This window comes from Dyella thailandensis (assembly GCF_050749815.1).
Classification (GTDB): domain Bacteria; phylum Pseudomonadota; class Gammaproteobacteria; order Xanthomonadales; family Rhodanobacteraceae; genus Dyella_A.
The window spans coordinates 1,759,079-1,782,051 of the sequence record NZ_CP192735.1 but is presented as its reverse complement, the minus strand read 5'-3'; the positions used below and the strand labels follow the sequence as shown (position 1 = coordinate 1,782,051).

Here is a 22,973-nt window from a genome sequence, read left to right as displayed (position 1 = left end):
CGCTTAGTAGGGAGAGCGGCCCAGCGCATATGGCAGCCGGCCGGCTGCGTCCCCAGTCGTCGGCCTTGGATGCCCACACCTCACCTGGGGCCTGATTTGGCGGCGAGGTGCAGCCGGCGTCGGTGGACGCGCTGAGCTTTGACCGCCTACGAGACGCCTTTGTTTACATCCGGCAATGTGGAGGCGAGCTGTTTGCGCAGCAGCTGCAGATTGTTCACCGCTTGTTCGAGCATGGCGGTCATCTGGCTGGCCACATGCAGAAATTCGCGAGGATGCACGGTGTCGGTACGCAGGTCGGCCACCGTATCGACCAGGCCGGTCCCGTTCATCAGCAGCGCGGTGTCTTCGGACATGGTGGTGACCATGTCCCGTTGGCTCGCGTACGCCGCGGCATAGCTTTGCATGCGTTCCTGATCGATCCAGCCGGCCGACTGGTTGGCAACCATCACGTCCCACGCCTCGTGGCGCAAGGTGGGGAACATGAGATTCAGGTCGAAACCGTCCTTGGTCTGTTCCAGAACGCGTTGTGCGATCAAGTCATCGGCCATGTGTACCTTCAGGTCACGGCTGACTTCATCCCTGATTCGCTGCAGTCGTTTCAGTTGCGCCGAGTCGCGTTGAAGATCGATATCGCACTCCGCCAGATTCGCGCGGATCTCTGCTTCGATCTGTGTGCTGGCCGCGGCCGCTGCGTGTTCGTGGTGCACGTGTTCGATCCAGGCCTCCAGCCCAAGCGCCGTGAGGATGCTCAGCACGATCATCAGGTAGTGCTTGGCAAAGTCCTTGAGAGAGTGCAGACGTACTTTCAACACTTCGAGGTGCATGGTGGGCTCCGTCGGCTGGTGTGCTGGAAAAAGTGGCGATTCTAATCTGCCGTGGAGGTACCCGGCAGACTCAACGGGCACGATCGCGAGCCATTGACCATCCAACGTTACCCGGGCGTACTCCACTCAGTACGTGGCCGGGCGCACACGAGGGTGCTACCTACCCTTCGCTTCCGGCGCATCCGCGCTCGAGCCCCGTAGCGTATGTCGCGCGACAGCATCGGGATCATCAGCAACCGGAAGCATCAGTGGCAACTTTTCGCTCGTGGGTTGATGCCTGGCGATGATCATCGCAGCGACGCTCGTGCGTCGATCCGATTTATTGGTTCACTTTGGTGTGTCAGCTAACACAGGCGCTGTCCCAAAGACAGTTGCCGAGCAGCCATGTCCCACAGTTCCATGATCAACGTCCAGCGTGGGCCAGGGTCACGCAGAGCAGCAAACGCTGGGGACGAAGCGAATTGAGGGCCGAGAGTCGGCTGCACCTATCGACGGGGCTTTCTCGACCTCTATAGGCGTGCGCTCGTTCCGTCTCTTCATGTCCTGCCTGCGCGGCGGGGCGGCGATCAGGACGAGAACAGCGCCGGCCCCGCCTCGCGCATGAAGATGCGCACGGTGACCGGGCCGATGCCCTTGAAGCGGCGCAGGCGGCGCTCGAATTCCGCGCGGCTGTCGGAGGCCTCGGCGATGGCCACGACGCTTCCGCCGTACTCATCGAGCAGGGTGCGGCATAGCAGCGAGAGGCGCGTAGCGGTCGACTCGTCGTAGCGCGCGTAGCCACCTTCACCAAGGATGCGCACCAGCTCGGCGTGCGTGCAGTTGCACAGCTTGCGCGGCGTATCCCGACCGTGGGTGCGCACCAGCGCCTGCCAGGTGGCGGCGGCGATCCTCTGGCTGATCCGCTTACCGAACAGGAAGCTGGCAAGCAGCCACTGGAACAGGCTGTGCTCGTCATGTTTGCTGACGCTGATGTCCAGGTCCGCGGCGGTCATGTGGCGGCTCATGCTGAGAACTCCTGCAGGCGGCGATGGGGCCAACCTTCGGGCAGTGCGCCTTATGCGGAAGTGAGGCGAGGGTCAATCCGGGGAGAAGGGCGGGCAGGTGCAGGACGTTGCGCTGGCGGCGATGGGAGGCGAGCTCGCCTCCCGTTCGGGTGCACTCGGCAGCAGGTGCGCGTCAATCGTTCTGTTGAAGGGGCAGAGCGCGGATCACGTCCTCCCTGAGCAGATAGATCGACACCACCAGCAGCACCAGGTCTTTCAGCAGGAACGCCGCATTCATCGCCATCGCGGGAAATCCGCCGGCGCCGGCATCCCAGCCGTTGGGGACGAACGGCAGGGTCGTGAGCGTGGAGATGAAGGTGGCGATGGAGCCGAGTGCGCCAAGCACACCCAGCTTCTTGTTCCAGAAGCCCAGCAGCAGTAACGAGCCGAAGGTCCACTCGGCGGTGCCGAGAAGAATGGCGGTGCCGTGGATGCCCAGCACCGGGATCGTCCAGAAGATCAGCGGCCCGTGCTCGATCAGCGGTGCCAACGCCGCGATCTCGGAGGGGAACCATTTGTCGTATCCAAACCAGGCGAAGATGATCACCATCGCGGCGCGGAGCAGGTGATAGTCGAGGTCTTTCTTCAGCAGGCCGGATTTGGCGAGGAGCTGGAGGAGCGAATTCATGGCTTTTCCTTCGTGGGCTGGGCGTGGGATGTCGCGTCGTGCGAATCGGGCCGCGGAGGCGGCGTCCCGTCCAATCGGGTGCGTCGCTGCGACGAATCCACTGTACGAAGGGGTGCTACGGGCATGGATGCCGATCGTCTTGAAAAAGCGCTCGAACGTATCATTTGCACAAGCCGCGCTTGGCGACGTGCGCCTTTGAAAGGAGGCGACACGGCTCCGTCCTTGTGTTGCTACCTTGGTTCCTCTTCCTCACGGAGAACGCTCATGCGCCATCGCTTTTCCCGCGCTGCCGGCCGCCGTCTGTTCCTGCCGTGCCTCGCCGGCGTGGTGTGGATGCTTGCCGGCGCGGCTCATACCCAAACCGCCCGGCAGGCGATCAATCCACCTCAACTGCCGCCCGCGCATGGCTATTCGCATGTGGTGATCGCGCCGCCGGGCCGGCTCGTATCGATTTCCGGGCAGGTAGCGATGGATGCACAGGGCAAGGTTGTCGGCGCGGGCGATTTCCGCGCGCAGTGCGTGCAGGTGTTCGAGAACCTGCGGATCGCGCTGCGCAGCGCCGGCCTGGGCTTCAACGACGTGGTGCGCACGGATATGTACGTCACCGACTTGAGCCAGCTGGCCGTGCTGCGCGAAGTGCGCGCCCGCTATCTGCCGGCGCAGGCGCAGGCGACCAGCACGCTGCTGAAGGTCGACGGGCTGTTCCGGCCCGAATTGATGATCGAGGTGGCCGCCGAGGCGGTGCTTCCCGATCACCGCGCCGGCGAGTGAGCGATCCGAAACGGGTCGGGCCTCGCCATGATGGTGCTCGACGAAGCGACGGGCGACGTATGTGCGCGTACCTCGGGCGCGAAGTCCTGCTTCGCCAAGGGCAACGTGGCAGCGCTTATTGAACAGGTGCGTGTCCAGCGCGCGGCGCGGGAGGAGGCCGCGCAGCATCCGCCGCCGGATCTGCAGGGCGTGATGATCGCGCTGATTCGTTATCAGGCCACGGCGAAGGACGGCTATCTGCGGGCCAACCCGATGCCTCTGTACGTCTCACTCAACTGGCCGGATAGTCGCCGCCCACTGGATTTGTCCCAGGATTCCATCCGCCGACTTGCCGATACGGGTCTCGCCGTGTTCGCCGGTAGCACGGCGCCCACACCAGCCAAGAACGCGGAAAGCAACCGGTTCATGGTGATGGGCGTAGGTCTGCCCACGCGGCGGCAGGATGGGGACTATGACGTCAACTACGGTTTCTACTGCGGCATGCTATGCGCGTCCTGGCACGTGGCCGTGCTGCATCACGACGCGAAGGGCTGGCATGTCGTGTCGTCGCACATGAACGGCATTTCCTGACGGGGCAAGGGGAAAGATCCGCCGATAGGCCGGTTTGAGTCGTCCAATGGCCACGGACGATGCCGGAGGCCTCCTCGAGCACAGGGGCTGATCGATCAAGAGCGCGTGAGCCGGGGAGCTTCCAAAGTCGGCTCAGGCCGCGAATTTGTATGGCGCACTTACCAAGGGAGACCTCATGCGTCGTTTCGCCGTTCTCGTGTTTGCCACCTTTCTTATCGCACAGTCCATGGCGCAAGAGTCCGCCCCCGACCAGACCAAGCTGGTGCAGGAAGCAACGACGATTTCGCTGCGCGCGTTGCAGTTCACCCAGGGTGACCTGGCCAGCCTTCTTGACGCCAAGAGCCAGTTCACGACGGTGGGGTGGGCCGAGTTCATGAAGAAGCTGGAGGGCTGGCAGGACGAGAAGGGCGCAGCCACGTTCAGTTCCCGACTCGTTCCATCCGGGCCCGCACTGGATGTTTGGCGGCACGACGGCGTGGTCGACCTGACCATTCCTGGCGTCCTGGAGCAGGAGAGCCGCAATGCCTACGGCGGTGTCTCGACCACGAGGTACCGCGCGGAGGTCGATGTGCAGTTTGACGAAGGCTCGCGGGAGGTTGTGCACTTGAAGCAGCACACGTGCGGCGGCGCCAAGTCGCACCTTTCTTGCAGGTAGCGAGGCTGAAACGGCGCTACCGGCCACCGTCAGGTAAGGGCTGGCTGCTGCAGCCGATCGGCCAGGACTAGGCAGGTGCGCTCCGAGTCTGGCGGCATCGAGCTTCGCTTTTGGTACCTGGCGTCCGGGCAGAGGCCCAGTCCGCGGCCGTTGGAAGCTGGCCGACAGGTCTTCAAGTCCTCTTGTCGCAAAGGCGTCGTCGGGTGACTCGCTCTGAACGCCTAGCTGATCCCGGAGATCTGTCCAAGCCAGCGGTCGCCTTTGGATCGATAAAAGTGTGATTCGTAAATATTGAGTGCAGTGCATGCGCCGCGTAGAGTCCGAACTTCCACAGGTTCGCCGCGGTCGATCGCCGCCGGCAGCTCTGCCTTCGCGCCTCCACAGGGAATGGAACATGACCGTGCCGAAACCTTAGTCGTGCCGTCGTGTGCCACGTCGTCCCGATGGCTGGGCCACAAATATCTCCCCCTGGTTGAGTTGCTCTGATCCGCAAAGCGCGTGAGGTTCGCGCGCTCCGCGTGTCTGCGCGGCAACAACTCCTTGCCTCTTCATCGGGCCCCGCGTGCATCCGCGCGCTTGGGTCCACCACTCCTGTGTGTCGTGTTGCCGTCGTAGTGCGCGCGCAAGCGCTGCGCGATCCCGATTTCCCATCCGTCGATGGCCTGCACGCCACCGGCGAAATCTACCGACGAAGGAAGTAACGATGGCCGTGAAATGGAATGTCTCCGCCCCGAATCGCCGCAACCGGAACCGGCGCGAACTGCTCGCGCTGACTAGCCTGGCGCTGGCCGTGGCTTGCGCCTTGCCGGGTCACGCGCATGCCGCGAACTACACCGTGTCCACGCAGGCAGAGCTGGTCGCCGCCATCAATGCCGCGAACGCGGGCAGCGATCCCAGTTCGACCATCACGCTCAGCGGCGATCTCGCGCTCACGTCGTCGATGATGCTGCCAACGCCGAATAAGCCGCTGTCGATCGACACGCAAGGCTTTACGTTTACGGGAGTCGGAGCAGGGAACGGAATCGTCTTTTCTTCTGGTGGTGGAACACTGACGATTTCCGGCACGTTGTACGGCGGTGATGGCACCGATGTGGCCGGCGCGGCGTCGAATGGTGGTGGTGGCCTTGGAGTGAACCGAGGCAGCACCAACCTGGTCAACAACGGAACCATCACAGGTGGTAAAGGCGGCCACGCCAGCACAGGAAACTATGGCGGCCTCGGCGTTGCGCAGGGGGCGGGAACCTTCATCAACAACGGCGTCGTGACCGGTGGCATCGGCGACGGTGGATTGCCGAACGGCGTCGGCGCCACGCTCATCAGCGGCGGCACCATCACCAACCATGGCACCATCCAGGGCGGTGCTGGGCGGACGGGGACCGGCGGTATCGGCCTGGAGTTCAACGTGGGCGGCGGCACGCTGATTAACGACGGCACCATCACGGGGGGCGAGTCGCTGGGCGGCACGGCCACCGGCGGTTATGGCGTCTACGCTTCCGCCACCGGTGCCTCGGTGATCAATAACACCGGCATGATCGAGGGCGGTAGTGGCGCGGCGGCGATCCATGGCGTGTCTTCGCTCAACATCGTCAACAGCGGCACCATCAGCGCGGGTGCGGGCCAGGCCAACGCCATCCAGCTGGGATCGGCCACGCGCACCATCACACTGCAACTGCAGGCGGGCTCGACGATCAACGGCAACGTCGTCGGCGGCACCACGGCGAACGACACCCTGATTCTCGGCGGCGGCTCCGATGCGACATTCGATATCTCGGCAGTCGGTTCGACGGCGCAGTACCAGAACTTCGATATCTTCCAGAAAACCGGCACCAGCACCTGGAGTCTGGTCGGCACCGGGTCCGCGTCCACACCGTGGATCATCCAGCAAGGCACGCTGCAGCTGGGCAATGGCGGCACCAGCGGCAGCTTCGTTGGCGACGTGACCAACAACGGTGCCTTGGCGTTCAATCGCAGCAACCTGCTCACTTTCGCCAACGTGATCAGCGGCAGCGGTTCGGTGAGCCAGGTGGGCGCGGGTGAGACGGTGCTGACTGGCGCCAACACCTATACCGGCGGCACGACGATCAGCGCGGGCTCCCTGCGCATCACCAGTGACGGGAACCTCGGCGATGTGACCGGCGGCCTCAGCTTTACCGGCGGCACACTCGCTACCGGCGCGGACATCGCGTCGGCGCGCACGGTGGCACTGAACGGTACTGGCACGCTCTCCACCGACGCCGGCACCACGTTCACCCTGAGTGGCGTGGTGAGCGGCAACGGCGGCTTGACGAAGGTGGGCGGCGGCACGCTGGTGCTGGCCGGCACCAACACCTATGCCGGTGGGACGAGCATCGATGGCGGTGAAGTGCGCATCGCCAGCGACGCCAATCTCGGTGCGTCCGCCGGTGCGCTGAGCTTCGCCGGCGGCACGCTGCACACCACCGCGGACATCGCCATGAATCGCGCGGTGGCGTTGGGCGGAACGGCAACGTTCCTGACCGACGCTGGTACCACGCTAACGGAAGGCGGAGTCGTCACCGGCAACGGCGCCCTGGTGAAGACGGGTAACGGCACGCTGGTGCTTGCGGGCAACGACAGCTACGGCGGCGGCACCACAATCGCTGCCGGCACCTTGCAGGTGGGCAACGGCGGCGCCAGCGGCAGCGTCGTCGGCAACGTGACGAACAACGGCGCAATCGCGTTCGACCGCTCCGATACGGCCGCCTTCGCGGGTGTCGTATCCGGTACCGGCATGCTGGCCCAGAACGGCAACGGCACCACCGTGCTGACTGGTGCCAACACGTACACGGGCGGCACCACCATCGGCGGCGGCACGTTGCAGCTCGGCGACGGCGGCACCGGCGGCAGCATCGTCGGCAACGTCGCCAACGGCGGTACGCTGGTTTTCAACCGCTCTGACGAGGTCGACTTCGCGGGCGTTATCTCCGGCAGTGGCGATGTCGTGCAGGCGGGCACCGGCAATACCGTTTTCGACGGTGCACAGACGTACACCGGAGCGACTTCAGTCGAGGCGGGGCGGCTGTCGATCAACGGCTCGATTACCAGCGCGGTGGCGGTGCATGCCGCCGGCACGCTGGGCGGCACCGGCACCATCTTCGGCGACGTGACCAATATCGGTACGGTGGCGCCGGGCAATTCCATCGGCACGCTGACGGTGGCCGGGAATTATGTCGGACAGGGCGGCACGCTGGCCATCGAGGCGGCGCTGGGTGATGAGAGCTCCGCGACCGATCGCCTGGTGGTGACGGGCGATACGTCGGGCACGACCCATGTGAAGGTCACCAACGTCGGCGGCTCTGGCGCGTTGACTGTCCAGGGCATCCAGATCGTCGACGTGCGGGGCGCATCCAACGGCAACTTCAACCTGGTGGGCGATTACCTGTATCAGGGCCAGCCCGCGGTGGTGGGCGGCGCCTACGCGTATCGCCTGTACAAGAACGGCCTGAGCACGCCCGGCGACGGCGATTGGTACCTGCGTTCGCAGGTGATCGAATCCACTGCCGGTACTCCGCCGGCGACGCCTGTCACTTCGCCGCTGTACGCGCCGAACGTGCCGTTGTACGAGGTCTACGCGGGCATGCTGCAGCGCCTCAATCAGCTCGGCACGTTGCAGCAGCGCGTGGGCAGTCCCGATTTCAACGCCGATGACTCGTCGGCCTCGAACGACGCGCGCCCCGCCGCGGCGTGGGTGCGCGTCCACACCGATCACGCGGATTTCTCGCCGGAGGCCTCCACCGTCGGCGCGGACTACGCCGTGACGACACAGAAGCTGCAGGTGGGTGTCGACGGTCTGCTGCACGAGGGCAACAGCGGGGTGCTGGTGGCGGGCATCACGGCGCAGTCCGGCAAGGCGACCTCCAACGTGCAATCCACCTTCGGCCAAGGCCGCATCAAGGCCACCGGCTACGGCATCGGTGGCACGCTGACGTGGTACGGCGCCGGTGGCTTCTATGTCGACGCGCAGGCGCAGTGGAACCGCTATCGCAGCGACATCGAGTCGTACACGCTGGCCCGCGAGCTCGCCAACGGCAACCACGGCTCCGGCTACGACCTGGGCGTGGAAGCGGGCCAGAAGTTCGCGCTGGACGACGAGTGGTCGCTGATTCCGCAAGGGCAGGTGACCTATTCGTCGGTACGTTTCGACCGCTTCGTCGATCCATACGGCGCAGACGTTTCCCGCCGGGACGGCGACAGTCTGGAAGCCCGCGCCGGTCTCGCCGTGGATCACCTGAGTGCGTGGCGCAGCGAAAGCGGCATGGACCGCGCCCACGTCTACGGCATCGGCAATCTCTACTACGACTTCATGGGCGGCACGAAGGCTGATGTCTCGGGGCTCGCCCTGAACAGCAAGAACGCCCCTCTGTGGGGTGGCCTCGGTATCGGCGGCTCGCTGGCATGGAAGGACGGTCGCTACCGGCTGTTCGGCGAAACCCTCGCGCAGACGAGTCTGCAGCACTTCGGCGACAGCACCTCGTACAGCCTGCGGGTTGGCTTCAACATGCGGTGGTGACGGACGCGCGAACGAGGCAATGGGCAGGGCCAGTCGAACCGCTGGCTCTGTCCTAGCGCGCAACTCACGGCTGCGGTTGCGCGAATCGGGTGAGCAGAAAATCAATCGCGCTGCGCAATTTCGCGGTCGGGCGGGGGTTCTGCGCGTAGATCAGACACATCGGTGAGGGCGCCAGCGACCAGCTGGGCACCACAGTCACGAGGCGGCCAGCGGCGAGATCGTCGGCCAACACTAGCTCGCGCTGCAGCACGATGCCGACACCTCTCAATGCGGCGATCCAACATGCACCCCAAGTAGTGCTTCGATATGAAGCTCCGGTCAGATCATGATCCCGATGCCATGATTTCTTCGTAGCCGGTTCGTACCGTTGGCAGGGTGATCGAACCGCCCGTGAGCAGGCCGATGCGCAAGGCCTCGACCATTTCCTTTGGGGTGGCTCCTGCGCCTTTCGCATTCCGCAGATGGAAGCGCAGGCAGGGCTCGCAACGTTCCACTACGGAAATGGAAGCGCCGGTCAGTTCCTTGTACTTCTTCGGAATGGCCCCTTCGCCCCAGGTGGTCAGGTACATGTTGTGAAAGTCCTCAGTGAATGCAGGATCGGCCTTGCGCATCAGGTCTTCCTTCTGCGGTGGCGTGTCGGCCGCGCATGCGGCCGTGGTGGCACCGAGGGAGGCAAGGAGCAAGAGCAGAGGGATGGTTTTGGTCATGACAACTCCACGAAAAGCACGATGACGTGGGCAGGTTCACTTGTTTCTCGCAGAGGAGTGAGCCTGTCCGCGCTTGGTTGATGAGGTCACCCACAGCAAAGCAGGCTCAAGCCTTCTTACGGCCGGCCGGGTGCAGCGCGGCAGCCTGTGCCCTCGCGCGATTTGGACGGCTGATTCAGCCCGCCCCGCCTTCGGTGGGCTTCTGGTTCGCTGCCTCGAGCTGCGCAAGCACCTGCTTCCACGGCGTCGGCCCCTGATGCATGGCGAACACCGTGCGAACGTCCAGGTGCGCGCGATCGACCGCCTGTGCCACCTCGGCCATCAACTCGGGCTGGTACAGCGCGCCGGACTTCGGGTCGAGCACCAGGGTGTCGCTTGCGTACAGCAGTTTGGACGCGGGGAAATAGACCATGTACTGGCGGCCCGTGTCGGCGCCGCGCAGCGGGTACAGCTCGATCCGCTGCGCGCCGGTGCCGATCACGGTGCGCTCGGCGACGGTGTGCCACCGGGGCGCTGCCGGCCGGCGCTGGAGATCGTCCGGGTGGATTCGGTGGGGCGCATCCACCAGGCGCTGCAACAGGGGCAGGTTGAGGTCGAGCGCGTAGACCGGTAGGTGCCGGGCCACCGCTTCGCGCACGCCCGCGGCATGCGGCCACGAGTCCGACGTGGTCAGCACGGCCTTGATCGGAAGACCCGGATAACGCTGTTTCGCCAGGTCGAGCAGCCCGGCGGTGTAGACCGCCGAGATCGGCGACTCGAGCACCACCACGCCATCGTCCTGCTTGATCAGCGCGGTGTTCCAGGCGCCGGGGTAGAGGTCCACTCCGGGTGCGAGCGCGACCGGATGCGTGCCATCGAACGGACGCTCCCAGCGACTGCCGCCGGTCTCGCCAGCGGGCCGCTCGTGGGTGGTGTCGAACGTGTCTGCCGGCGTGGCTCCGTCGATGCTCACCGTGAGCACCTGGGTCGAGCGCCAGACCTTGCCGTTGCGCTCCTCGATGCGCGTGCTCGGATAGTGGATGCCGTCGACCAGGATCCAGTTGTCGTAGTCGATCTGCTCGCTCACATCACCCCAGGCGTACCAGAAGTCGTCGAAGGTGCGCGTGCGCTGCAGCGCGTCGGGGAGGTGGGTCACCGGATCGAGCAGCAGCTGCCAGGTGCGGCCGTCCACGTCGAACGCCAGGCTCGTGTGCAGCGCGCCGTGCAGCATCTGCGGCTTCTCGTAGCGCAGGTGAGCGGCATGGTCGGCGGTGAGCAGCAGGCGCACGGGTTCCTGCTGCAGCCGTTCGTCTAGAACGGCTCGGGCGCTGCCCGGCAGCGGCAGGCTCTGCGTGCCGCTGCGGTAGTCGCCGCCCTGTGGTGTCATCACCAGCGTGGAGGTGGTGTCGGTGGGGCTGGTGCCGCCGGCCTGTGGCCAGGTGAGCGTCTGCTCGCTGCGCACGCGCGCGCCGGCGAAGTCCAGCCACTCGTGGTAACGCTGGTACGAGGCCAGGAACGGCTCCTGCCGATAGGACTGCTCCATCAGCAGCGTGTGTCCCAGGCCTTGCCACTCGATGTGCGACACGGACTCAAGTCGGGCACGACCGCCCATCGCTTCGATGGCCGCATCCAGGCAGGCGCGCGGGGGACGTGTTTCACAGCCCGGCGTGCCGCTGGCCGCGGCCGTCGACACAGCGACCAGGGGAGCCAGGGCAATGACGAGAGCAGACGCGCGTCGGGTCGAGGCGGGCATGGTTGTTCCGGCAGTGGGGAAAGGTGTCGACGCTAGCGCTCGACCGGCAAGCTGGCCTGTAGCGTCAGTCATGCCGTGACCGATGGCAGGGGCGCGCTGCGAGGCGGCCGGTTCCATCACCATCGGCGTTGCGTCACGTCGGGGCGCGTGGCCCCGGCGGGTGGCAACTCATGCGTACTGCGCGATGCCGTTGCCGAACGACCAGTTCTCCCGCGCGGTTTCCAGCAGGTTTATAAAGACGTCCTGCGGGCGCAGTCCCGGGTCGGCGGCGAGCTTCTGCGCGAGACGTTGATAGAGCGCCTGCTTCTGCGCCACCGTGCGACCGCTGTTGCAGGTGATCTGCACGATTACCAGATCATCGCTGCGCTCGATGCCGAGGTAGTGCGGGTCGCAGTCGAACTCCTCGGGATCATGCTGATGGATCAGGATGAAGCGATCGTCTTCGGGCACGCCGAAGGTTTCTCGCATGGCCTGGTAAACCCCGCTGCGCAGGGCGGCCAGGTGCGCGGCGGGCTTGCCGCGACGCAGGGAGATGCGGACGAGGGGCATGGGTGTTCTCCTTCGATGAGTGGTCAGCGCGCGATGGCTCCCTGGGCGACGCAGCCGACGCGGTAGAGGCTGCATGCCTGGCCAGTGAGTCCGGCGCGCAGGTCCGGCCAGAGACGGAAGCGAATGAGTGTCCAGCCGGCGGGCTCGAACGCGGTCACGGCGGCGAGGGCGCCGTCGGTCACGGCTTGGTGGGCCACTGCGGCCTCGCGTTCACGCCAGCCTTCCAGCCATGCGCCGTCCGGTATCGGCACGACTTCGCGGCTGGCGCAGACCGCCGTGGCCAAGTCGCCTCGCATTGCCGCCTGCCACACCGACCATGTCTGCACCGCGGGACGGCCGAAGTCCCGGGCCAGCGTCGCGAAGCCGGCGCCGCCCAGGAAGGCGTTCATGCCCTCGCCGTCGTGCCACAGGTAGAACGGGGCGTAGCGGTTGGTGCCGCCGGGAAGCACGGCATCGTCGCGCGTCGCATAGAGGTAGGCTTTGAAGCCCAGGCCGGGGAATCCGTCGAGCAGGTGGCCCTTGTCGACGATCCGCCGGCGAATGATCGCCATGTCGTAGTCGGCGGGCAGGGGGATGTCGTACTGCATCGCAAGCAAGGCGGCGTCCTCAGTGGTGGGCGTCGAGCCGGCGCAGTTCGCTCAATGCGGACATGGCCACCGGCCAGCCGCCGTAGAAGGCGAGGTGGGTGATCAGCTCGACGAGCTCCTCGTCGGTGACGCCGTTGTCCCGCGCGCGGTGCAGGTGGAACGGCAGTTGTTCGGTGCGGTGGAGTGCGACGAGCGCCGCCACGGTGGCGATGCTGCGCTCGCGCGGAGCGAGACCGGGGCGTGCCCAGATGTCGCCGAACAACACATCGTCGGTGAGCTCGGCCAGCTTCGGAGCCAGGTCGCCGATGGCTTTGCGGGCGTAGTGGGGATCGTGCGGCATGCGCGGCCTCGTGAAAGGAGTTGACGGGGCATACGGTACGGTTACACGATGATCCTGAAAATTGGAATTTTCAAAAGTATCGATCCATAAAAGCAGGATGGTGAAATGAGCCGGGTGTCTTTCGATCCCGAAGTGCTGCGCAGCTTTTTGCTGGGCGTGGAGCTGGGCAGCTTCGCGCGGGCCGCCGAGCGGCTCAATCGATCCACCTCGGCGGTCAGCGCGCAGCTGAAGCGGCTGGAGGACCAGGCCGGAAGGCCGCTGCTGCGCAAATCCGGTCGTGGCATGGCGTTGACCGAAACCGGCGAGGTGATGCTGGGCTACGCGCGGCGTCTGCTGGAACTCAACGACGAAGCCGCCGCCGCGGTACGCGGGGTGGAGCTGGAAGGTCGCGTCCGGCTCGGCCTGCAGGAGGATTTCGGCGAGACGCTTTTGCCTGCGGTGCTGGGCCGGTTTTCGCGCGCGCACCCGAAGCTGCGCATCGAGGCGCGTATCGCGCGCAACGCCGAGCTATTGGACGGCGTGAATCACGGCAAGCTCGATCTGGCACTGGCGTGGGAGGGCGAGCAGAGCAGTCCACACGTCGAGCGCCTGGCGCGGTTGCCGCTGCGGTGGATCGGCTCGGCCGACGCACGCTCGTCGAAATTGCGCCGACGTGGCGAAGCGCTGCCGCTGGTGGTGCTCGATGCACCGTGCCTGGTGCGCCGTGCCGCCATCGATGCGCTGGACCGCGCGGGCATCGCTTGGCGCATCGCCTTCACCAGCGCCAGTCTCGCCGGCACCTGGGGCGCGGTAACCGCGGGTCTGGGCGTGAGCGTACGCACGCCTTTGGGCCTGCCCGCGGGCGTACGCGCGCTCACCGCCAAGGAAGCCGGCCTGCCGGCGCTGCCGATGCTGGGCCTGGCCCTGCACCGCGCCGACGCCGAGCCGTCCCCCGCCGTAACCCGGTTGGCGGAAATATTGGTCGACACGCTGATGCCATCGCTTTCTTAGTTCCGTTAGGTCAAATGGTTCAGTCCGGGGAATACGCGGTTACATTGGGCGGAAAAGCGGAATGGAGAGAGCCCGTGCTTGCGCCTACTATTTCGATCGATGTTCAAGGCCTCTGGGACAATTGGCAGCGAAGTCAGCGGGACGACAACATCAAGCTATCGAAAGTGACCGCTTATCGCTTGCTGATACGGCAAGGGAGTGCGCCGCCACCGATCACTTTCGAGAACATCGTCTTCGTCGATGGACTTGCGAGAATCAGGACGGCGGACGGCCGGCACAGAATCACAGCTGCACATCTCGAAGGGATGGCGACCATTCAAGCCGACGATACTGATCTCGCCCGTGCAATTAAGGACATGTTCAATCTGTGAGGGGCGATCGTGCACCGGCGGCGAAGAGTGGCTCCGTTCTGGCGCAGCGGTCTGGCCGTTATTGCGTGACTACAGCTCCGGCTGATAGCCGGGCCATACAGTCCTTCCGACTCCAAAGGCTGACCATGTCCGACATGCCCACTCCTCCTAGCCAGCGCTTTGAGCTGATCGATGCCTTGCGTGGCTTCGCGCTGTTCGGCGTGCTTTTGGTAAACCTCGAGAGCACCACGCTGTATGAATTCGTCCCGGCGGACGGCACTCATGGGCTGCTGATGACGCCGCTCGATCGCTGGTTGGACGGATTCATCGGGATACTGGTGTCCGGTACCTCGATCACGCTTTTTTCTTTGCTGTTCGGCGTCGGCTTCAGTCTGCAGATGCGGCGCAGGCAGAGCGATGCCCATGTCTCTCGTCGATATTTGCGGCGGCTGCTGGTATTGCTGGCTATCGGGATCCTGCACGCGCTTCTTTGGTGGGGAGACATCCTGCGCTACTACGCCGTGCTGGGCGCCTTGCTGTTGCCGTTGCAGCGGCTGCGCGTGCGCACCCTTGCCTGGGTGGGGGCGCTGGTAGTGGTACTGGCGCCGATGCTGCTGCGACCGTGGTTGCCGGCATTGCTCCCCACACAGTCCGTGAGCGATTCGGCCGCGCAATCGCTGGCTGCCTTCAGCGGCAACGATTGGGGTGAGATGGTGCGGGCGAATTTCGAGCGTGTGCTACACATGCTGCTTGCCGTCTGGATCCTGCCGACCTACGTGCTGGGTCGCTTGATGATCGGGGCGGCTCTCGGCCGCAGCGGCAAGCTTCAGCAAGCCTCGCAGGAATTGTCTTTCTGGCGTCGCCTCTTGATCATCATGCTGGCGCTGTTTGCGTTGGCGCAGCTTGGCCCCACGCTGCTGCCAGCGGGGTCGTCATGGCTGGATACGCACGTGTTCAAGCGGCTGGCGCTTGTGTTCTACCAGGCGCAACCGCTCTGCCTTGGTCTTAGCTACATGGCGGGGTTTGTCTTGCTCTACCAGCACGTGGGCATTCGGCGTCGGCTGGCGTGGCTGGCGCCGATCGGGCGTATGGCGCTCACCAACTATCTCAGCCAGACCGTGCTAGCCATCGCCTTGTTCTATGGTGTCGGTCTGGGCCTCGGTCCGGTTACACCTACCGCCATCGTGGCGTCGGCGTTGCTGATATTCGCCGCGCAGGCCATCACCAGCAGGTGGTGGCTTTCGCATTACAGCCAGGGCCCTGTCGAATGGCTCTGGCGGCGCCTCACTTACGGGCGCGCAGCACACTCCGGAACACCAAGCGGCGCCTTGACGGACAGATAGGCCTCGGCGATACGGGCGCCGGCGCGCTTGAGGCTGGCCTCCGGCACGTCTGCGTAGCTGAGCACGAGCGTGACGTGATCGGGCGGCATCCGGTGGAAGCGCTCGGCCGAACGAATGCGCACCCCGCGCGCCAGCGCTTCGGCCAGCAAGGCCGCGGTAGCATCGCGTGGCAGTCCGGGCAGGTGGACGAAGAGCGATCCTCCGGCCACCGAGCCGGTCACCGTCATAGCGTTGCCCAGGCGCGACTGCAGGGCGTCATGCAGGGCGCGGTGGCGCGGTGCCAGGCGATGGGCGATACGGCGCAGGTCGCGCAGGTACTGGCCGCTGCCGATGCATGCGGCAAGCACGTGCTGCTGCATCGCTACGCTGCCGCGGTCCGCCAGCCACTTGACCGCCAGGAACCGCTCGCGCAGCGCGCGGGGAACCAGCATGTAGCCCAGTTGCAGGGCAGGGAACATGGAGCGGGCAAAGCTGCTGACGTGGATCACCCGGCCGTGGCGATCCATCGACCACAGCGACGCGCAGGTGCGCACGCCGAAGCGGTGCTCGCAGTCGAAATCGTCTTCCACCAGGCAGGCATCGTGGGCGTAGGCCCACTGCAACAGGTCCCTGCGCCGGTCCTCGGGCATGACCACGCCGGTGGGGAACTGGAACGAGGGCGCTACGTTGATCAGCCGCACACCGTCGAGCGCCGCGGCATGGCGGCCGATATCGATGCCGTGCGGCCCTACCGGGCACGACACGATGCGCGCACCCATCGCTTCAAAGGTGTGTCGCACGCTCCAATGGCAGGGCTCCTCCACGCCGACGCCGTCGCCTTCATCGAGCAGGACGCGGGCGATCAGGTCGCGCGCCTGCTGGGCGCCGCTGACGATGAGGATGTCCTCGGCATCCACCTCGATCGCCCGCTCGACGCTGAGGTAACCGGCCACGGCCTTGCGCAGTTCCACTGCGCCCTGCAGCTCGGGATAGTCGGGCGCGTCGCGGCGGCGTAGCAGCGCCATCAGGTTCTGCACCCATGCCTTGAGGCTGCGTGGATCGGACTTCACGCGGGGCTGCGCCAGATCGATCACACCCCCCTGCAGCGCTGGCGGGACTGCTTCGGGCATGGCAGGGAGCGCCGCCCGTTGTGCGAGGCGGGACAGGCGCGGTTCGCGCAGCGTCTGGTCGGGGGCTTCGGCGAGCGGCGCAGCCGTCTGCGTGTTGGCGAGCTGCGCGCTTACGTAGGTGCCGCTGCCCGAGCGCGAATCCAGGTAGCCCTCGCTTTCCAGCTGCTCGTAAGCCATCAGGACGACGATGCGGGAAACCCCCAGCGCCACGGCCATCGAGCGACTGCCCGGCAGGCGTGCACCCGCCTGGAAGCGCCCCGAGCCGATGTCCCGCCGGATCGACTCGGCGATCTGGGCGTACAACGGTTCGTCTGTCTGGCGACGGTTGGCCATGCATGCTCCCCGGGGCGTCGCAAAGTGGTTACATCGAAAAAGCCCGCAACCGGTCATTTACGGTGCCGCGTGCCGTAGCCAATGATCATGCCATGGCAGGTGGGTGGCCTCTTAAGGCATACCGGCCGCCGCGACCGCCCGATCCGGGCCGCCCAGCAGGGGAGAACCGCAGTTGATCATTCCAGCCCATACCGGGCGAGGCCCCGGCGGCTTCGTGCGCCCGTTTTTGCCTGGCTTCGGGCCGTCATCGACGCCCGGTACATGCTCCAGCACACCACGACCGACCCAGGAGACCTCACGATGAAGCTTTCTACGTTGCCAGCGCGCAGGCGATTGGCGCTGATGAGTTGCCTGTTGTTTGCGGGCGTGGCTGGCGCGCATGGTGCCGGGGACCGCCACGCCGGGATCGACGACCACAGCACCGACCCGGCCTATGCCAGGTACTACCAGCAGACGGTGAACTGGGGTGGGTGCCCGCCGTCGCTGTTCACCGATGGCAGCACCATCCAGTGCGCCCTGGTCACCGTGCCGGTCGACTGGGCCGATCCGAGCCAGGGCGACATCACCATCGGCATTTCCCGGCCGCTCCATCCGGGGCAGTACTCCCGTCTGCTCTTGGTGAATGCGGGCGGCCCGGACAACTCCAGCGCCTCGCAGGCGGAAATGCTCGAGCAGCTGCAGCCACAGGTTCAGACCGATCACCTGGTGATCGGCGTGGATTTGCGCGGCATCAGCGATGGCCTCGGTACGCAGGTGAGCTGCGATTATGCGCAGCGCAGCGGCGCCGAGAATTTCATGGATGGCGACAGCCGCAACCCCACGATCGAGAGCCTCACCGCCCAGCAGGATTGGTGGAATCGTTCCATCAGTACCTGCCTGCAGCAGCACGCAACCTTCCTCAAGGGCATCAGCACTCCCAATCACGCGCGCGACCTGAACCTGGTGCGTGCCGTGTTGGGCTTCAAGCATGCGGATTTGTTCGGGGTTTCCAGCGGCAGCAGCCTCATGGCGTACGCGAGCCGCATGTTCCCGGACCGGTTCGAGCGCGTGGTGCTCGACAGCAACATGGATTGGGTGCACCTGGACTGGCAGCGGCAGGCGTTGCGTCGGGCGGCGATGGATCAGCTGAATGTGCAGCAGGCATTCATTCCCTTCATCGCGCGACACGACGACCAGTTCCACATGGGCACGACGCCACAGCAGGTGATGACGACGTTCCAGCGAATCTATCAGGCCACCTCGGAGCACCGCATGGGCACCGTGACGCCGGACCAGGCGCTCGGCGCACTGGACGGCACCGGCATGTGGGTGTTCTGGGATTTGCTGGTGCAGCCCGCGCTCGGTGCCATGTCGCAGGCGCTGGACGGAAACCCCGACCACATCGCCAACGCCGAACAGATCGCCGCATTCACCATTGCCGATCTGCGCACCAGCACCCGCTTCAACCCGATGTCCGATGTCCTGCAGTGCAACGACTCCGGCTCCACCGACCCACGTAGCCTTGCGCAGAAGATCGCCGACGTCCGCACCGACTGGGCCATCGGCGCCTCCACGTTGGTGGACAAGTGCCAGCACTGGCCGTGGCCACCGGCGCTCGACCGCCGCTTGGAGTCGCGTACCCGGGTCCATGCGCTGATGGTGCAGAACGAGTTCGACCCGTCCACGCCGTACTCGCTGGCGCTGAAGGATCGGATCATCGACGGCCATGCCGCGCGGATGGTGCTGGTCAACAACGCCGCCACCCACGGTGTGATGTTCGATGACAACGCCTGTACCACCAACGCGGAGTTCGCCTACCTCAACTTCGGTGTCATGCCGGCCCGGGACGTGGTCTGCCAAGCCAAGCCGATGCATTCCTTCGCCATGCAGGATGCGGTGACCTACGAGTACGGCTATCCCGCCGCGGGCTCCTGGCTGCCGCCCCCGCCGAACACCCACCAGGCGAACTGGGTGCTGGTTCCCTGAGGCGTTAGATCCAAAGGGGCAGGTCGGCGAACATCGGCCTGCCCCTGATTGAGGTGTCCAGCCTTTCCACAAGCCACACAGACAGAATGTGTAGGAGCCCGCTCGCGGGCGATGCTCTTTCGCTTTTGATGTGGCATCAGAGCCAGAAGCATCGCCCGCGAGCGGGCTCCTACAGTGAAGTGTCCGGCTCCGGCTTTGGGAGGCGTCAGTTGGCGCATTTGTCTTGGCGTCGCGCAGGGTTCTCCTGCGTTTCTCCGATCACTGCAGGTCGACGTCGCCGACCTTGTCCCGATAGTCCTTCTTGGGATCGGCGCCGAACAGCATCTTCACACCGGCCACCAGGTTCGACTCATTCAACCAGACCTCGGCGTGTTCCGCGTCGAAACGCAGCAGGACCAGTTTCGGATCGTCCTTGCCGTCGTACCAGGCAGCGATGAACGGATTCCACAGGCGATCGATCACCTGGCGGTCCTGATCCACCGACAGCTTGCCGTGGATGCTGGCGAACAGATCGTGGTCTTTCGCGCTGAAGGCGGCGATGGCCCGATCGCTGCGGGCCAGGTTTTCGACCACGGCGTTGCTCTGGCTGGTGAAGAACCAGATCGGTCCGCGGTCGCCTTCCACCAGCGCGGTCATCGGGCGCGCGTGTCCGTCTTCCACGCCGTTAAGGCCCAGCATGACGGTGCGGTCGGAGGAGAGGGCACTCCAGAGTTTTTCTTCGAGTTTCTGCTCGGTGCTCATGGGACAGTCCTTTCGATGGCCGGCGTCGGCGGCAGGAAAGGGTGTTCTAGAGGGTAGGCCGTGAAAGGCACGAAACTGAAGCGTGGGCCGGAGGCCACGGAAGCGGGGCGGGTGGATCCCGCGCCCGCCGTTACGGGCGGTGAGGCGGTCTCGATCCTGGCCTCAGCCTGCCTGGTCATTCGGCGGAACGGCCGCCGGGTCCATCCACATCGCTTCCCAGACGTGCCCGTCGGGATCGGCCAGGCTGCGGCTGTAGAGGAAGCCGAGGTCCTGCACTCGATTGACGTCAGAGGTGCCGCCGTTGGCCGCGGCGGCGGTGTTCATGGCGTCCACCGCATCGCGCGCCGGCAGCGAGATCGCCAGCATCACCTCGCTGGCGTCGGTCGACGGGATCGGCCGCTGGGTGAAGCTGCGCCATTTGTCGTGCGTCAGCAGCATCACGTGGATGGCCTCGCTCCACACCATGCATGCGGCGGTGTCGTCGGTGAAGTGCGGGTTGTTCGTAAAGCCGATGGCTCGATAGAAATCCATCGATGCAGCGAGGTCGTTCACGGGCAGGTTGATGAAGATCATGCGCGACACGGGGGTATCCTTCGGTGGTGGGGAGAGGGGCAGCAGGGGATCTGCGCTCGGTTCGACGATCGACGCCCCGCGTTTTCGACAAGCGCCGGGCCGACAGGGTGTGCTTTAGGCCGCTGGCCGCGTCGACACCGGCATGCGTTGCTGGTCGCATCCGGAACGGCCGGCGGGGCGTAACGTGATCGAGGGCAGCGGCGATGTCGTCCGTTGCCGGCGCGAGTGGGGCGTTCCTGGGGAGGCGAGACATGGGCAGGTCGAACACAAAGTGGTGGATGGCGGCGTGGCTGGTGGCGGTCTGCGTGACGGCCCATGCATCCGGAGCCGACGCGCGCCTGCGCGAAGCGGCGCAAGCCGAGCAGCCGGCGGTGATCGGCACGCTGCATGACCTGGTGACGATCGAATCCGGCTCGGCCGATCGCGCGGGGCTGGCGAAGATCGCTGACTATCTCGACCGACGGCTGCGCGCGCTAGGCGCGCGGGTGGACCGCATCCCGTCGGCCACGGGTGGCGCGGAACTCGTGCGCGGCGTGTTCGAAGGAAAGGGCGCACTCAAGGTGATGCTGATCGCGCACATGGACACGGTGTACGACAGCGGCATCCTGACGAGCGAGCCGTATCGCCGCGACGGCAACCTGCTGTACGGCCCGGGGATCGCCGATGACAAGGGTGGCGTGGCGGTGATCCTGCACGCGCTCGCCCTGCTGCGTGCGCAGCAGTGGGACAACTACGCTCGCATCACGGTGCTGTTCAATCCCGACGAGGAGACCGGCTCGCCCGGCTCGGGCGAAACCATCGCCCGGCTCGCGCAGCAGCACGACGTGGTGCTGTCGTTCGAGCCCTCGCCGGCCAAGGCGGTGATCAAGGACGAGGGCGTGCTGCTCAGCGCCGCGGGCACCTCGGAGGTGACGATGACCGTGCAGGGCCGCGCGGCCCACGCCGGGGCGGCGCCGGAGCAGGGGCGCAACGCGCTGATCGAGCTGGCGCACCAGTTGCTGGCGACGCGCGACGTGGCCGCCGGGGTCAAGGGCGCCCAGCTCAACTGGACTACCGCCGAAGCCGGCTCGGTGCGCAACCAGATTCCGCAGAGCGCCCGGGCGGGCGGCGACGTGCGGGTCACCGAGCCCGGCGCCAACGAAAAACTGCAGGCGGCGCTGCAGGCCCGGGTGCGGCAAAACCCGCTGGTGCCGGACACCACCACCACGGTCACCCTGGTGGCGCGGCGCCCAATCTACGTGGCGGGAGCGAAGGGCGAGGCGCTGGCGGACATGGCCCGCAGCATCTACGCCGAACTCGATGGCCGCCACCTGCTCATGCACCCGGGCACCAACGGCGGCACCGATGCCGGCTTTGCCGGGCGCTCCGGGCACGCCGCCGTGCTCGAGGGCCTGGGGCTGGCCGGCTGGGGCTATCACGCGAAAAACGAGTACATCGAGATCGACTCCATTCCGCCACGGCTGTACCTCGCCGCGAGAATGCTGATCGAGTTGGGCGCCAGGGCGTCGTCGCCGTGAGCCGTCACCCGCCTGCCGAAGGAGTCGCGATGGACCGTCCGCGCACGCACGATCACCTGCCGCCCCTGTTGCGCGGCCTGGGTTTTGCGCTGGTGTTGCTTACCAGCCTCGCGGTCGGCCTGAAGGAGCACCGCGCCAACCTGGAAACCCGCGCACGCATGGCCGAGGCGCGTGCGCGCATGGACGCGGTCGCCGCGGCTGCGCTGGATCATCCCCGCACCGACGCGATCGCGCGGGAAATCCAGCTGCTGCGCCTGCAGTTGCAGGAGCAGGACTTCACCGACCGCGTGTTCGAGAACCCGTTCTTCCTGCTGCTGGGTTCACTCGGCAGTGCCCTGGTGGCGGCATCGTTCTTTCTGGAGGCGCGGGCGAAGTGGCCCCGGCGCCAACGCGCCGGGCCACCGTCTTCGACGTAACGGCATTGCGGGCCGGCCTATGTCGCGGCCGATCCGCCGTTGAACACCGCCAGCTGGGCGTCGAACGCGCGCTTGAAGGCCGGCCGCGCCTCGCCTCGGGCGACGTAGGCGGCCAGGTGGGGGAACTCGTCCAGCAGACCGGACGGGCGCGCCCGGCGCAGCACGTTGACCATCATCAGGTCGCCGACACTGAAGGGGCCGTCGAGCCACTCCACCGTCTCCAGGCGCGGGGAAAGTTCGTGCAGTCGGGCGCGGATGCGATCGAGCACCAACGGCAGACGCTCCTTCGCCCAGGGCTTGTCGCCCTCCTGGAACTTCGCCGTCTGCAGCTCGAGGATCGGCGACTCCACCGTGTTGACCGCGCAGAACATCCAGGTGATGGCGCGTGAGCGACCCGCGGCATCCTCCGGTAGCAGGCCGGCATGATGCTGCGCCAGGTGCAGCACGATGGCGCCGGACTCGAACAGCACCAGATCGCCTTCCTCGTAGGTGGGAATCTGCCCGAATGGATGCAGCGCGCGATGGGCCGGTTCCTTCATCGCTGCAAACGACAGCAGGCGCACGTGGTACGGCAGGCCCACCTCTTCCAGTGCCCAGCGCACGCGCATGTCGCGCGCGAGGCCCTGGCCGCGGTCGGGGGAGCTTTCAAAGGCGGTGATGGTGGGGGTCATGGGTGGTCCGCTTGAGTGGTGGTGTGAGCGT

23 protein-coding genes are annotated in these 22,973 nt (G+C 65.9%); 10 read left to right on the top strand and 13 right to left on the bottom strand.

The genetic code is table 11. The annotated features are described in order from the left end of the window. Positions 1-146 precede the first annotated feature (146 nt). From ACQVBX_RS08285 to ACQVBX_RS08275, 3 genes are all read right to left on the bottom strand, one after another. Positions 147-824 (bottom strand): hypothetical protein, encoded by a 678-nt coding sequence (locus tag ACQVBX_RS08285; protein WP_431637823.1) that lies wholly within the window; start codon positions 822-824, stop codon positions 147-149. Between the two features lie 566 nt (positions 825-1,390). Next, on the bottom strand, positions 1,391-1,828 hold the full coding sequence (locus ACQVBX_RS08280) for a DNA methylase (RefSeq protein ID WP_431637821.1): 438 nt from the start codon (positions 1,826-1,828) through the stop codon (positions 1,391-1,393). 172 nt (positions 1,829-2,000) lie between these two features. Further along, a complete protein-coding gene (locus ACQVBX_RS08275; RefSeq protein WP_431637820.1) occupies positions 2,001-2,495 on the bottom strand; it encodes a YkgB family protein in 495 nt (164 codons plus the stop codon). Between the two features lie 264 nt (positions 2,496-2,759). On the opposite strand from ACQVBX_RS08275, the gene ACQVBX_RS08270 reads away from it, so the two are divergent. From ACQVBX_RS08270 to ACQVBX_RS08255, 4 genes are all read left to right on the top strand, one after another. Continuing rightward, complete coding sequence (locus ACQVBX_RS08270) at positions 2,760-3,266, top strand: RidA family protein (protein WP_431637818.1); 507 nt, start codon at positions 2,760-2,762, stop codon at positions 3,264-3,266. A 27-nt stretch (positions 3,267-3,293) separates the two neighbouring features. Further along, complete coding sequence (locus ACQVBX_RS08265; RefSeq protein WP_431637816.1) at positions 3,294-3,836, top strand: hypothetical protein; 543 nt, start codon at positions 3,294-3,296, stop codon at positions 3,834-3,836. 175 nt (positions 3,837-4,011) lie between these two features. Continuing rightward, complete coding sequence (locus ACQVBX_RS08260) at positions 4,012-4,491, top strand: hypothetical protein (RefSeq protein WP_431637814.1); 480 nt, start codon at positions 4,012-4,014, stop codon at positions 4,489-4,491. Between the two features lie 703 nt (positions 4,492-5,194). Further along, positions 5,195-9,019, top strand: coding sequence for an autotransporter outer membrane beta-barrel domain-containing protein (locus tag ACQVBX_RS08255; RefSeq protein WP_431637812.1), 3,825 nt, complete (start codon positions 5,195-5,197; stop codon positions 9,017-9,019). A gap of 64 nt (positions 9,020-9,083) precedes the next feature. Here ACQVBX_RS08255 and ACQVBX_RS08250 read toward each other — a convergent pair whose 3' ends face one another. The 6 genes from ACQVBX_RS08250 to ACQVBX_RS08225 form a co-directional block, all read right to left on the bottom strand. Further along, positions 9,084-9,287, bottom strand: a complete 204-nt coding sequence (locus ACQVBX_RS08250; RefSeq protein ID WP_431637810.1) for a LysR substrate-binding domain-containing protein — start codon at positions 9,285-9,287, stop codon at positions 9,084-9,086. 55 nt (positions 9,288-9,342) lie between these two features. Next, complete coding sequence (locus ACQVBX_RS08245; RefSeq protein ID WP_431637808.1) at positions 9,343-9,726, bottom strand: carboxymuconolactone decarboxylase family protein; 384 nt, start codon at positions 9,724-9,726, stop codon at positions 9,343-9,345. Positions 9,727-9,901: 175 nt separating this feature from the next. Next, positions 9,902-11,290 (bottom strand): hypothetical protein, encoded by a 1,389-nt coding sequence (locus ACQVBX_RS08240; RefSeq protein ID WP_431637806.1) that lies wholly within the window; start codon positions 11,288-11,290, stop codon positions 9,902-9,904. 336 nt (positions 11,291-11,626) lie between these two features. Then, entirely contained in the window at positions 11,627-12,007 is a 381-nt protein-coding gene (locus ACQVBX_RS08235) for a tautomerase family protein (protein WP_431637803.1), read from the bottom strand. A 23-nt stretch (positions 12,008-12,030) separates the two neighbouring features. Beyond that, positions 12,031-12,594 (bottom strand): DUF4865 family protein, encoded by a 564-nt coding sequence (locus ACQVBX_RS08230; RefSeq protein WP_431638140.1) that lies wholly within the window; start codon positions 12,592-12,594, stop codon positions 12,031-12,033. Positions 12,595-12,613: 19 nt separating this feature from the next. Next, positions 12,614-12,934, bottom strand: a complete 321-nt coding sequence (locus ACQVBX_RS08225; RefSeq protein ID WP_431637801.1) for a carboxymuconolactone decarboxylase family protein — start codon at positions 12,932-12,934, stop codon at positions 12,614-12,616. 105 nt (positions 12,935-13,039) lie between these two features. Here ACQVBX_RS08225 and ACQVBX_RS08220 point away from each other — a divergent pair, with 105 nt between their 5' ends. The 3 genes from ACQVBX_RS08220 to ACQVBX_RS08210 all read left to right on the top strand — a co-directional run bounded on the left by ACQVBX_RS08220 (position 13,040) and on the right by ACQVBX_RS08210 (position 15,617). Beyond that, the gene (locus ACQVBX_RS08220; protein ID WP_431637799.1) at positions 13,040-13,924 is read left to right on the top strand and encodes a LysR substrate-binding domain-containing protein; all 885 of its coding nucleotides are present in this window, start codon (positions 13,040-13,042) and stop codon (positions 13,922-13,924) included. 74 nt (positions 13,925-13,998) lie between these two features. Further along, positions 13,999-14,295: a hypothetical protein gene (locus ACQVBX_RS08215; RefSeq protein ID WP_431637797.1), complete on the top strand. Its 297-nt coding sequence runs from the start codon at positions 13,999-14,001 to the stop codon at positions 14,293-14,295. Between the two features lie 125 nt (positions 14,296-14,420). After that, entirely contained in the window at positions 14,421-15,617 is a 1,197-nt protein-coding gene (locus ACQVBX_RS08210; RefSeq protein WP_431637795.1) for a DUF418 domain-containing protein, read from the top strand. Here ACQVBX_RS08210 and ACQVBX_RS08205 read toward each other — a convergent pair. Continuing rightward, positions 15,563-17,059, bottom strand: a complete 1,497-nt coding sequence (locus ACQVBX_RS08205; protein ID WP_431637794.1) for a PLP-dependent aminotransferase family protein — start codon at positions 17,057-17,059, stop codon at positions 15,563-15,565. The genes ACQVBX_RS08210 and ACQVBX_RS08205 overlap by 55 nt on opposite strands. A gap of 81 nt (positions 17,060-17,140) precedes the next feature. Here ACQVBX_RS08205 and ACQVBX_RS08200 point away from each other — a divergent pair, with 81 nt between their 5' ends. Next, entirely contained in the window at positions 17,141-19,024 is a 1,884-nt protein-coding gene (locus tag ACQVBX_RS08200; RefSeq protein WP_431637792.1) for an alpha/beta fold hydrolase, read from the top strand. A 258-nt stretch (positions 19,025-19,282) separates the two neighbouring features. On the opposite strand, the gene ACQVBX_RS08195 is transcribed toward ACQVBX_RS08200, so the two are convergent. Together ACQVBX_RS08195 and ACQVBX_RS08190 are read right to left on the bottom strand one after the other, a co-directional pair. Continuing rightward, on the bottom strand, positions 19,283-19,765 hold the full coding sequence (locus tag ACQVBX_RS08195) for a pyridoxamine 5'-phosphate oxidase family protein (protein WP_431637790.1): 483 nt from the start codon (positions 19,763-19,765) through the stop codon (positions 19,283-19,285). Positions 19,766-19,927: 162 nt separating this feature from the next. Continuing rightward, positions 19,928-20,338, bottom strand: coding sequence for a VOC family protein (locus tag ACQVBX_RS08190; protein ID WP_431638139.1), 411 nt, complete (start codon positions 20,336-20,338; stop codon positions 19,928-19,930). A 251-nt stretch (positions 20,339-20,589) separates the two neighbouring features. Between ACQVBX_RS08190 and ACQVBX_RS08185 the strand changes: the two genes are divergently transcribed. Together ACQVBX_RS08185 and ACQVBX_RS08180 are read left to right on the top strand one after the other, a co-directional pair. Continuing rightward, positions 20,590-21,855 carry a glutamate carboxypeptidase gene (locus ACQVBX_RS08185; RefSeq protein WP_431637789.1) on the top strand — a complete coding sequence of 422 codons (1,266 nt, stop codon included), beginning with the start codon at positions 20,590-20,592 and terminating at the stop codon, positions 21,853-21,855. Between the two features lie 29 nt (positions 21,856-21,884). Next, a complete protein-coding gene (locus tag ACQVBX_RS08180; protein WP_431637787.1) occupies positions 21,885-22,271 on the top strand; it encodes a hypothetical protein in 387 nt (128 codons plus the stop codon). Positions 22,272-22,288: 17 nt separating this feature from the next. Here ACQVBX_RS08180 and ACQVBX_RS08175 read toward each other — a convergent pair whose 3' ends face one another. After that, complete coding sequence (locus ACQVBX_RS08175; protein ID WP_431637785.1) at positions 22,289-22,942, bottom strand: glutathione S-transferase family protein; 654 nt, start codon at positions 22,940-22,942, stop codon at positions 22,289-22,291. Between the last annotated feature and the right edge of the window lie 31 nt (positions 22,943-22,973).

Bases quoted from the DNA above. Each gene is read 5' to 3' on its own strand.
- ACQVBX_RS08200 (WP_431637792.1), top strand. From the start codon at position 17,141: ATGATCATGCCATGGCAGGTGGGTGGCCTCTTAAGGCATACCGGCCGC.
- ACQVBX_RS08285 (WP_431637823.1), bottom strand. From the start codon at position 824: ATGCACCTCGAAGTGTTGAAAGTACGTCTGCACTCTCTCAAGGACTTT.
- ACQVBX_RS08175 (WP_431637785.1), bottom strand. From the start codon at position 22,942: ATGACCCCCACCATCACCGCCTTTGAAAGCTCCCCCGACCGCGGCCAG.
- ACQVBX_RS08205 (WP_431637794.1), bottom strand. From the start codon at position 17,059: ATGGCCAACCGTCGCCAGACAGACGAACCGTTGTACGCCCAGATCGCC.
- ACQVBX_RS08180 (WP_431637787.1), top strand. From the start codon at position 21,885: ATGGACCGTCCGCGCACGCACGATCACCTGCCGCCCCTGTTGCGCGGC.
- ACQVBX_RS08260 (WP_431637814.1), top strand. From the start codon at position 4,012: ATGCGTCGTTTCGCCGTTCTCGTGTTTGCCACCTTTCTTATCGCACAG.
- ACQVBX_RS08195 (WP_431637790.1), bottom strand. From the start codon at position 19,765: ATGAGCACCGAGCAGAAACTCGAAGAAAAACTCTGGAGTGCCCTCTCC.
- ACQVBX_RS08210 (WP_431637795.1), top strand. From the start codon at position 14,421: ATGTCCGACATGCCCACTCCTCCTAGCCAGCGCTTTGAGCTGATCGAT.
- ACQVBX_RS08275 (WP_431637820.1), bottom strand. From the start codon at position 2,495: ATGAATTCGCTCCTCCAGCTCCTCGCCAAATCCGGCCTGCTGAAGAAA.
- ACQVBX_RS08225 (WP_431637801.1), bottom strand. From the start codon at position 12,934: ATGCCGCACGATCCCCACTACGCCCGCAAAGCCATCGGCGACCTGGCT.
- ACQVBX_RS08220 (WP_431637799.1), top strand. From the start codon at position 13,040: ATGAGCCGGGTGTCTTTCGATCCCGAAGTGCTGCGCAGCTTTTTGCTG.
- ACQVBX_RS08230 (WP_431638140.1), bottom strand. From the start codon at position 12,594: ATGCAGTACGACATCCCCCTGCCCGCCGACTACGACATGGCGATCATT.
- ACQVBX_RS08265 (WP_431637816.1), top strand. From the start codon at position 3,294: ATGATGGTGCTCGACGAAGCGACGGGCGACGTATGTGCGCGTACCTCG.
- ACQVBX_RS08270 (WP_431637818.1), top strand. From the start codon at position 2,760: ATGCGCCATCGCTTTTCCCGCGCTGCCGGCCGCCGTCTGTTCCTGCCG.
- ACQVBX_RS08190 (WP_431638139.1), bottom strand. From the start codon at position 20,338: ATGATCTTCATCAACCTGCCCGTGAACGACCTCGCTGCATCGATGGAT.
- ACQVBX_RS08255 (WP_431637812.1), top strand. From the start codon at position 5,195: ATGGCCGTGAAATGGAATGTCTCCGCCCCGAATCGCCGCAACCGGAAC.
- ACQVBX_RS08245 (WP_431637808.1), bottom strand. From the start codon at position 9,726: ATGACCAAAACCATCCCTCTGCTCTTGCTCCTTGCCTCCCTCGGTGCC.
- ACQVBX_RS08235 (WP_431637803.1), bottom strand. From the start codon at position 12,007: ATGCCCCTCGTCCGCATCTCCCTGCGTCGCGGCAAGCCCGCCGCGCAC.
- ACQVBX_RS08280 (WP_431637821.1), bottom strand. From the start codon at position 1,828: ATGAGCCGCCACATGACCGCCGCGGACCTGGACATCAGCGTCAGCAAA.
- ACQVBX_RS08185 (WP_431637789.1), top strand. From the start codon at position 20,590: ATGGGCAGGTCGAACACAAAGTGGTGGATGGCGGCGTGGCTGGTGGCG.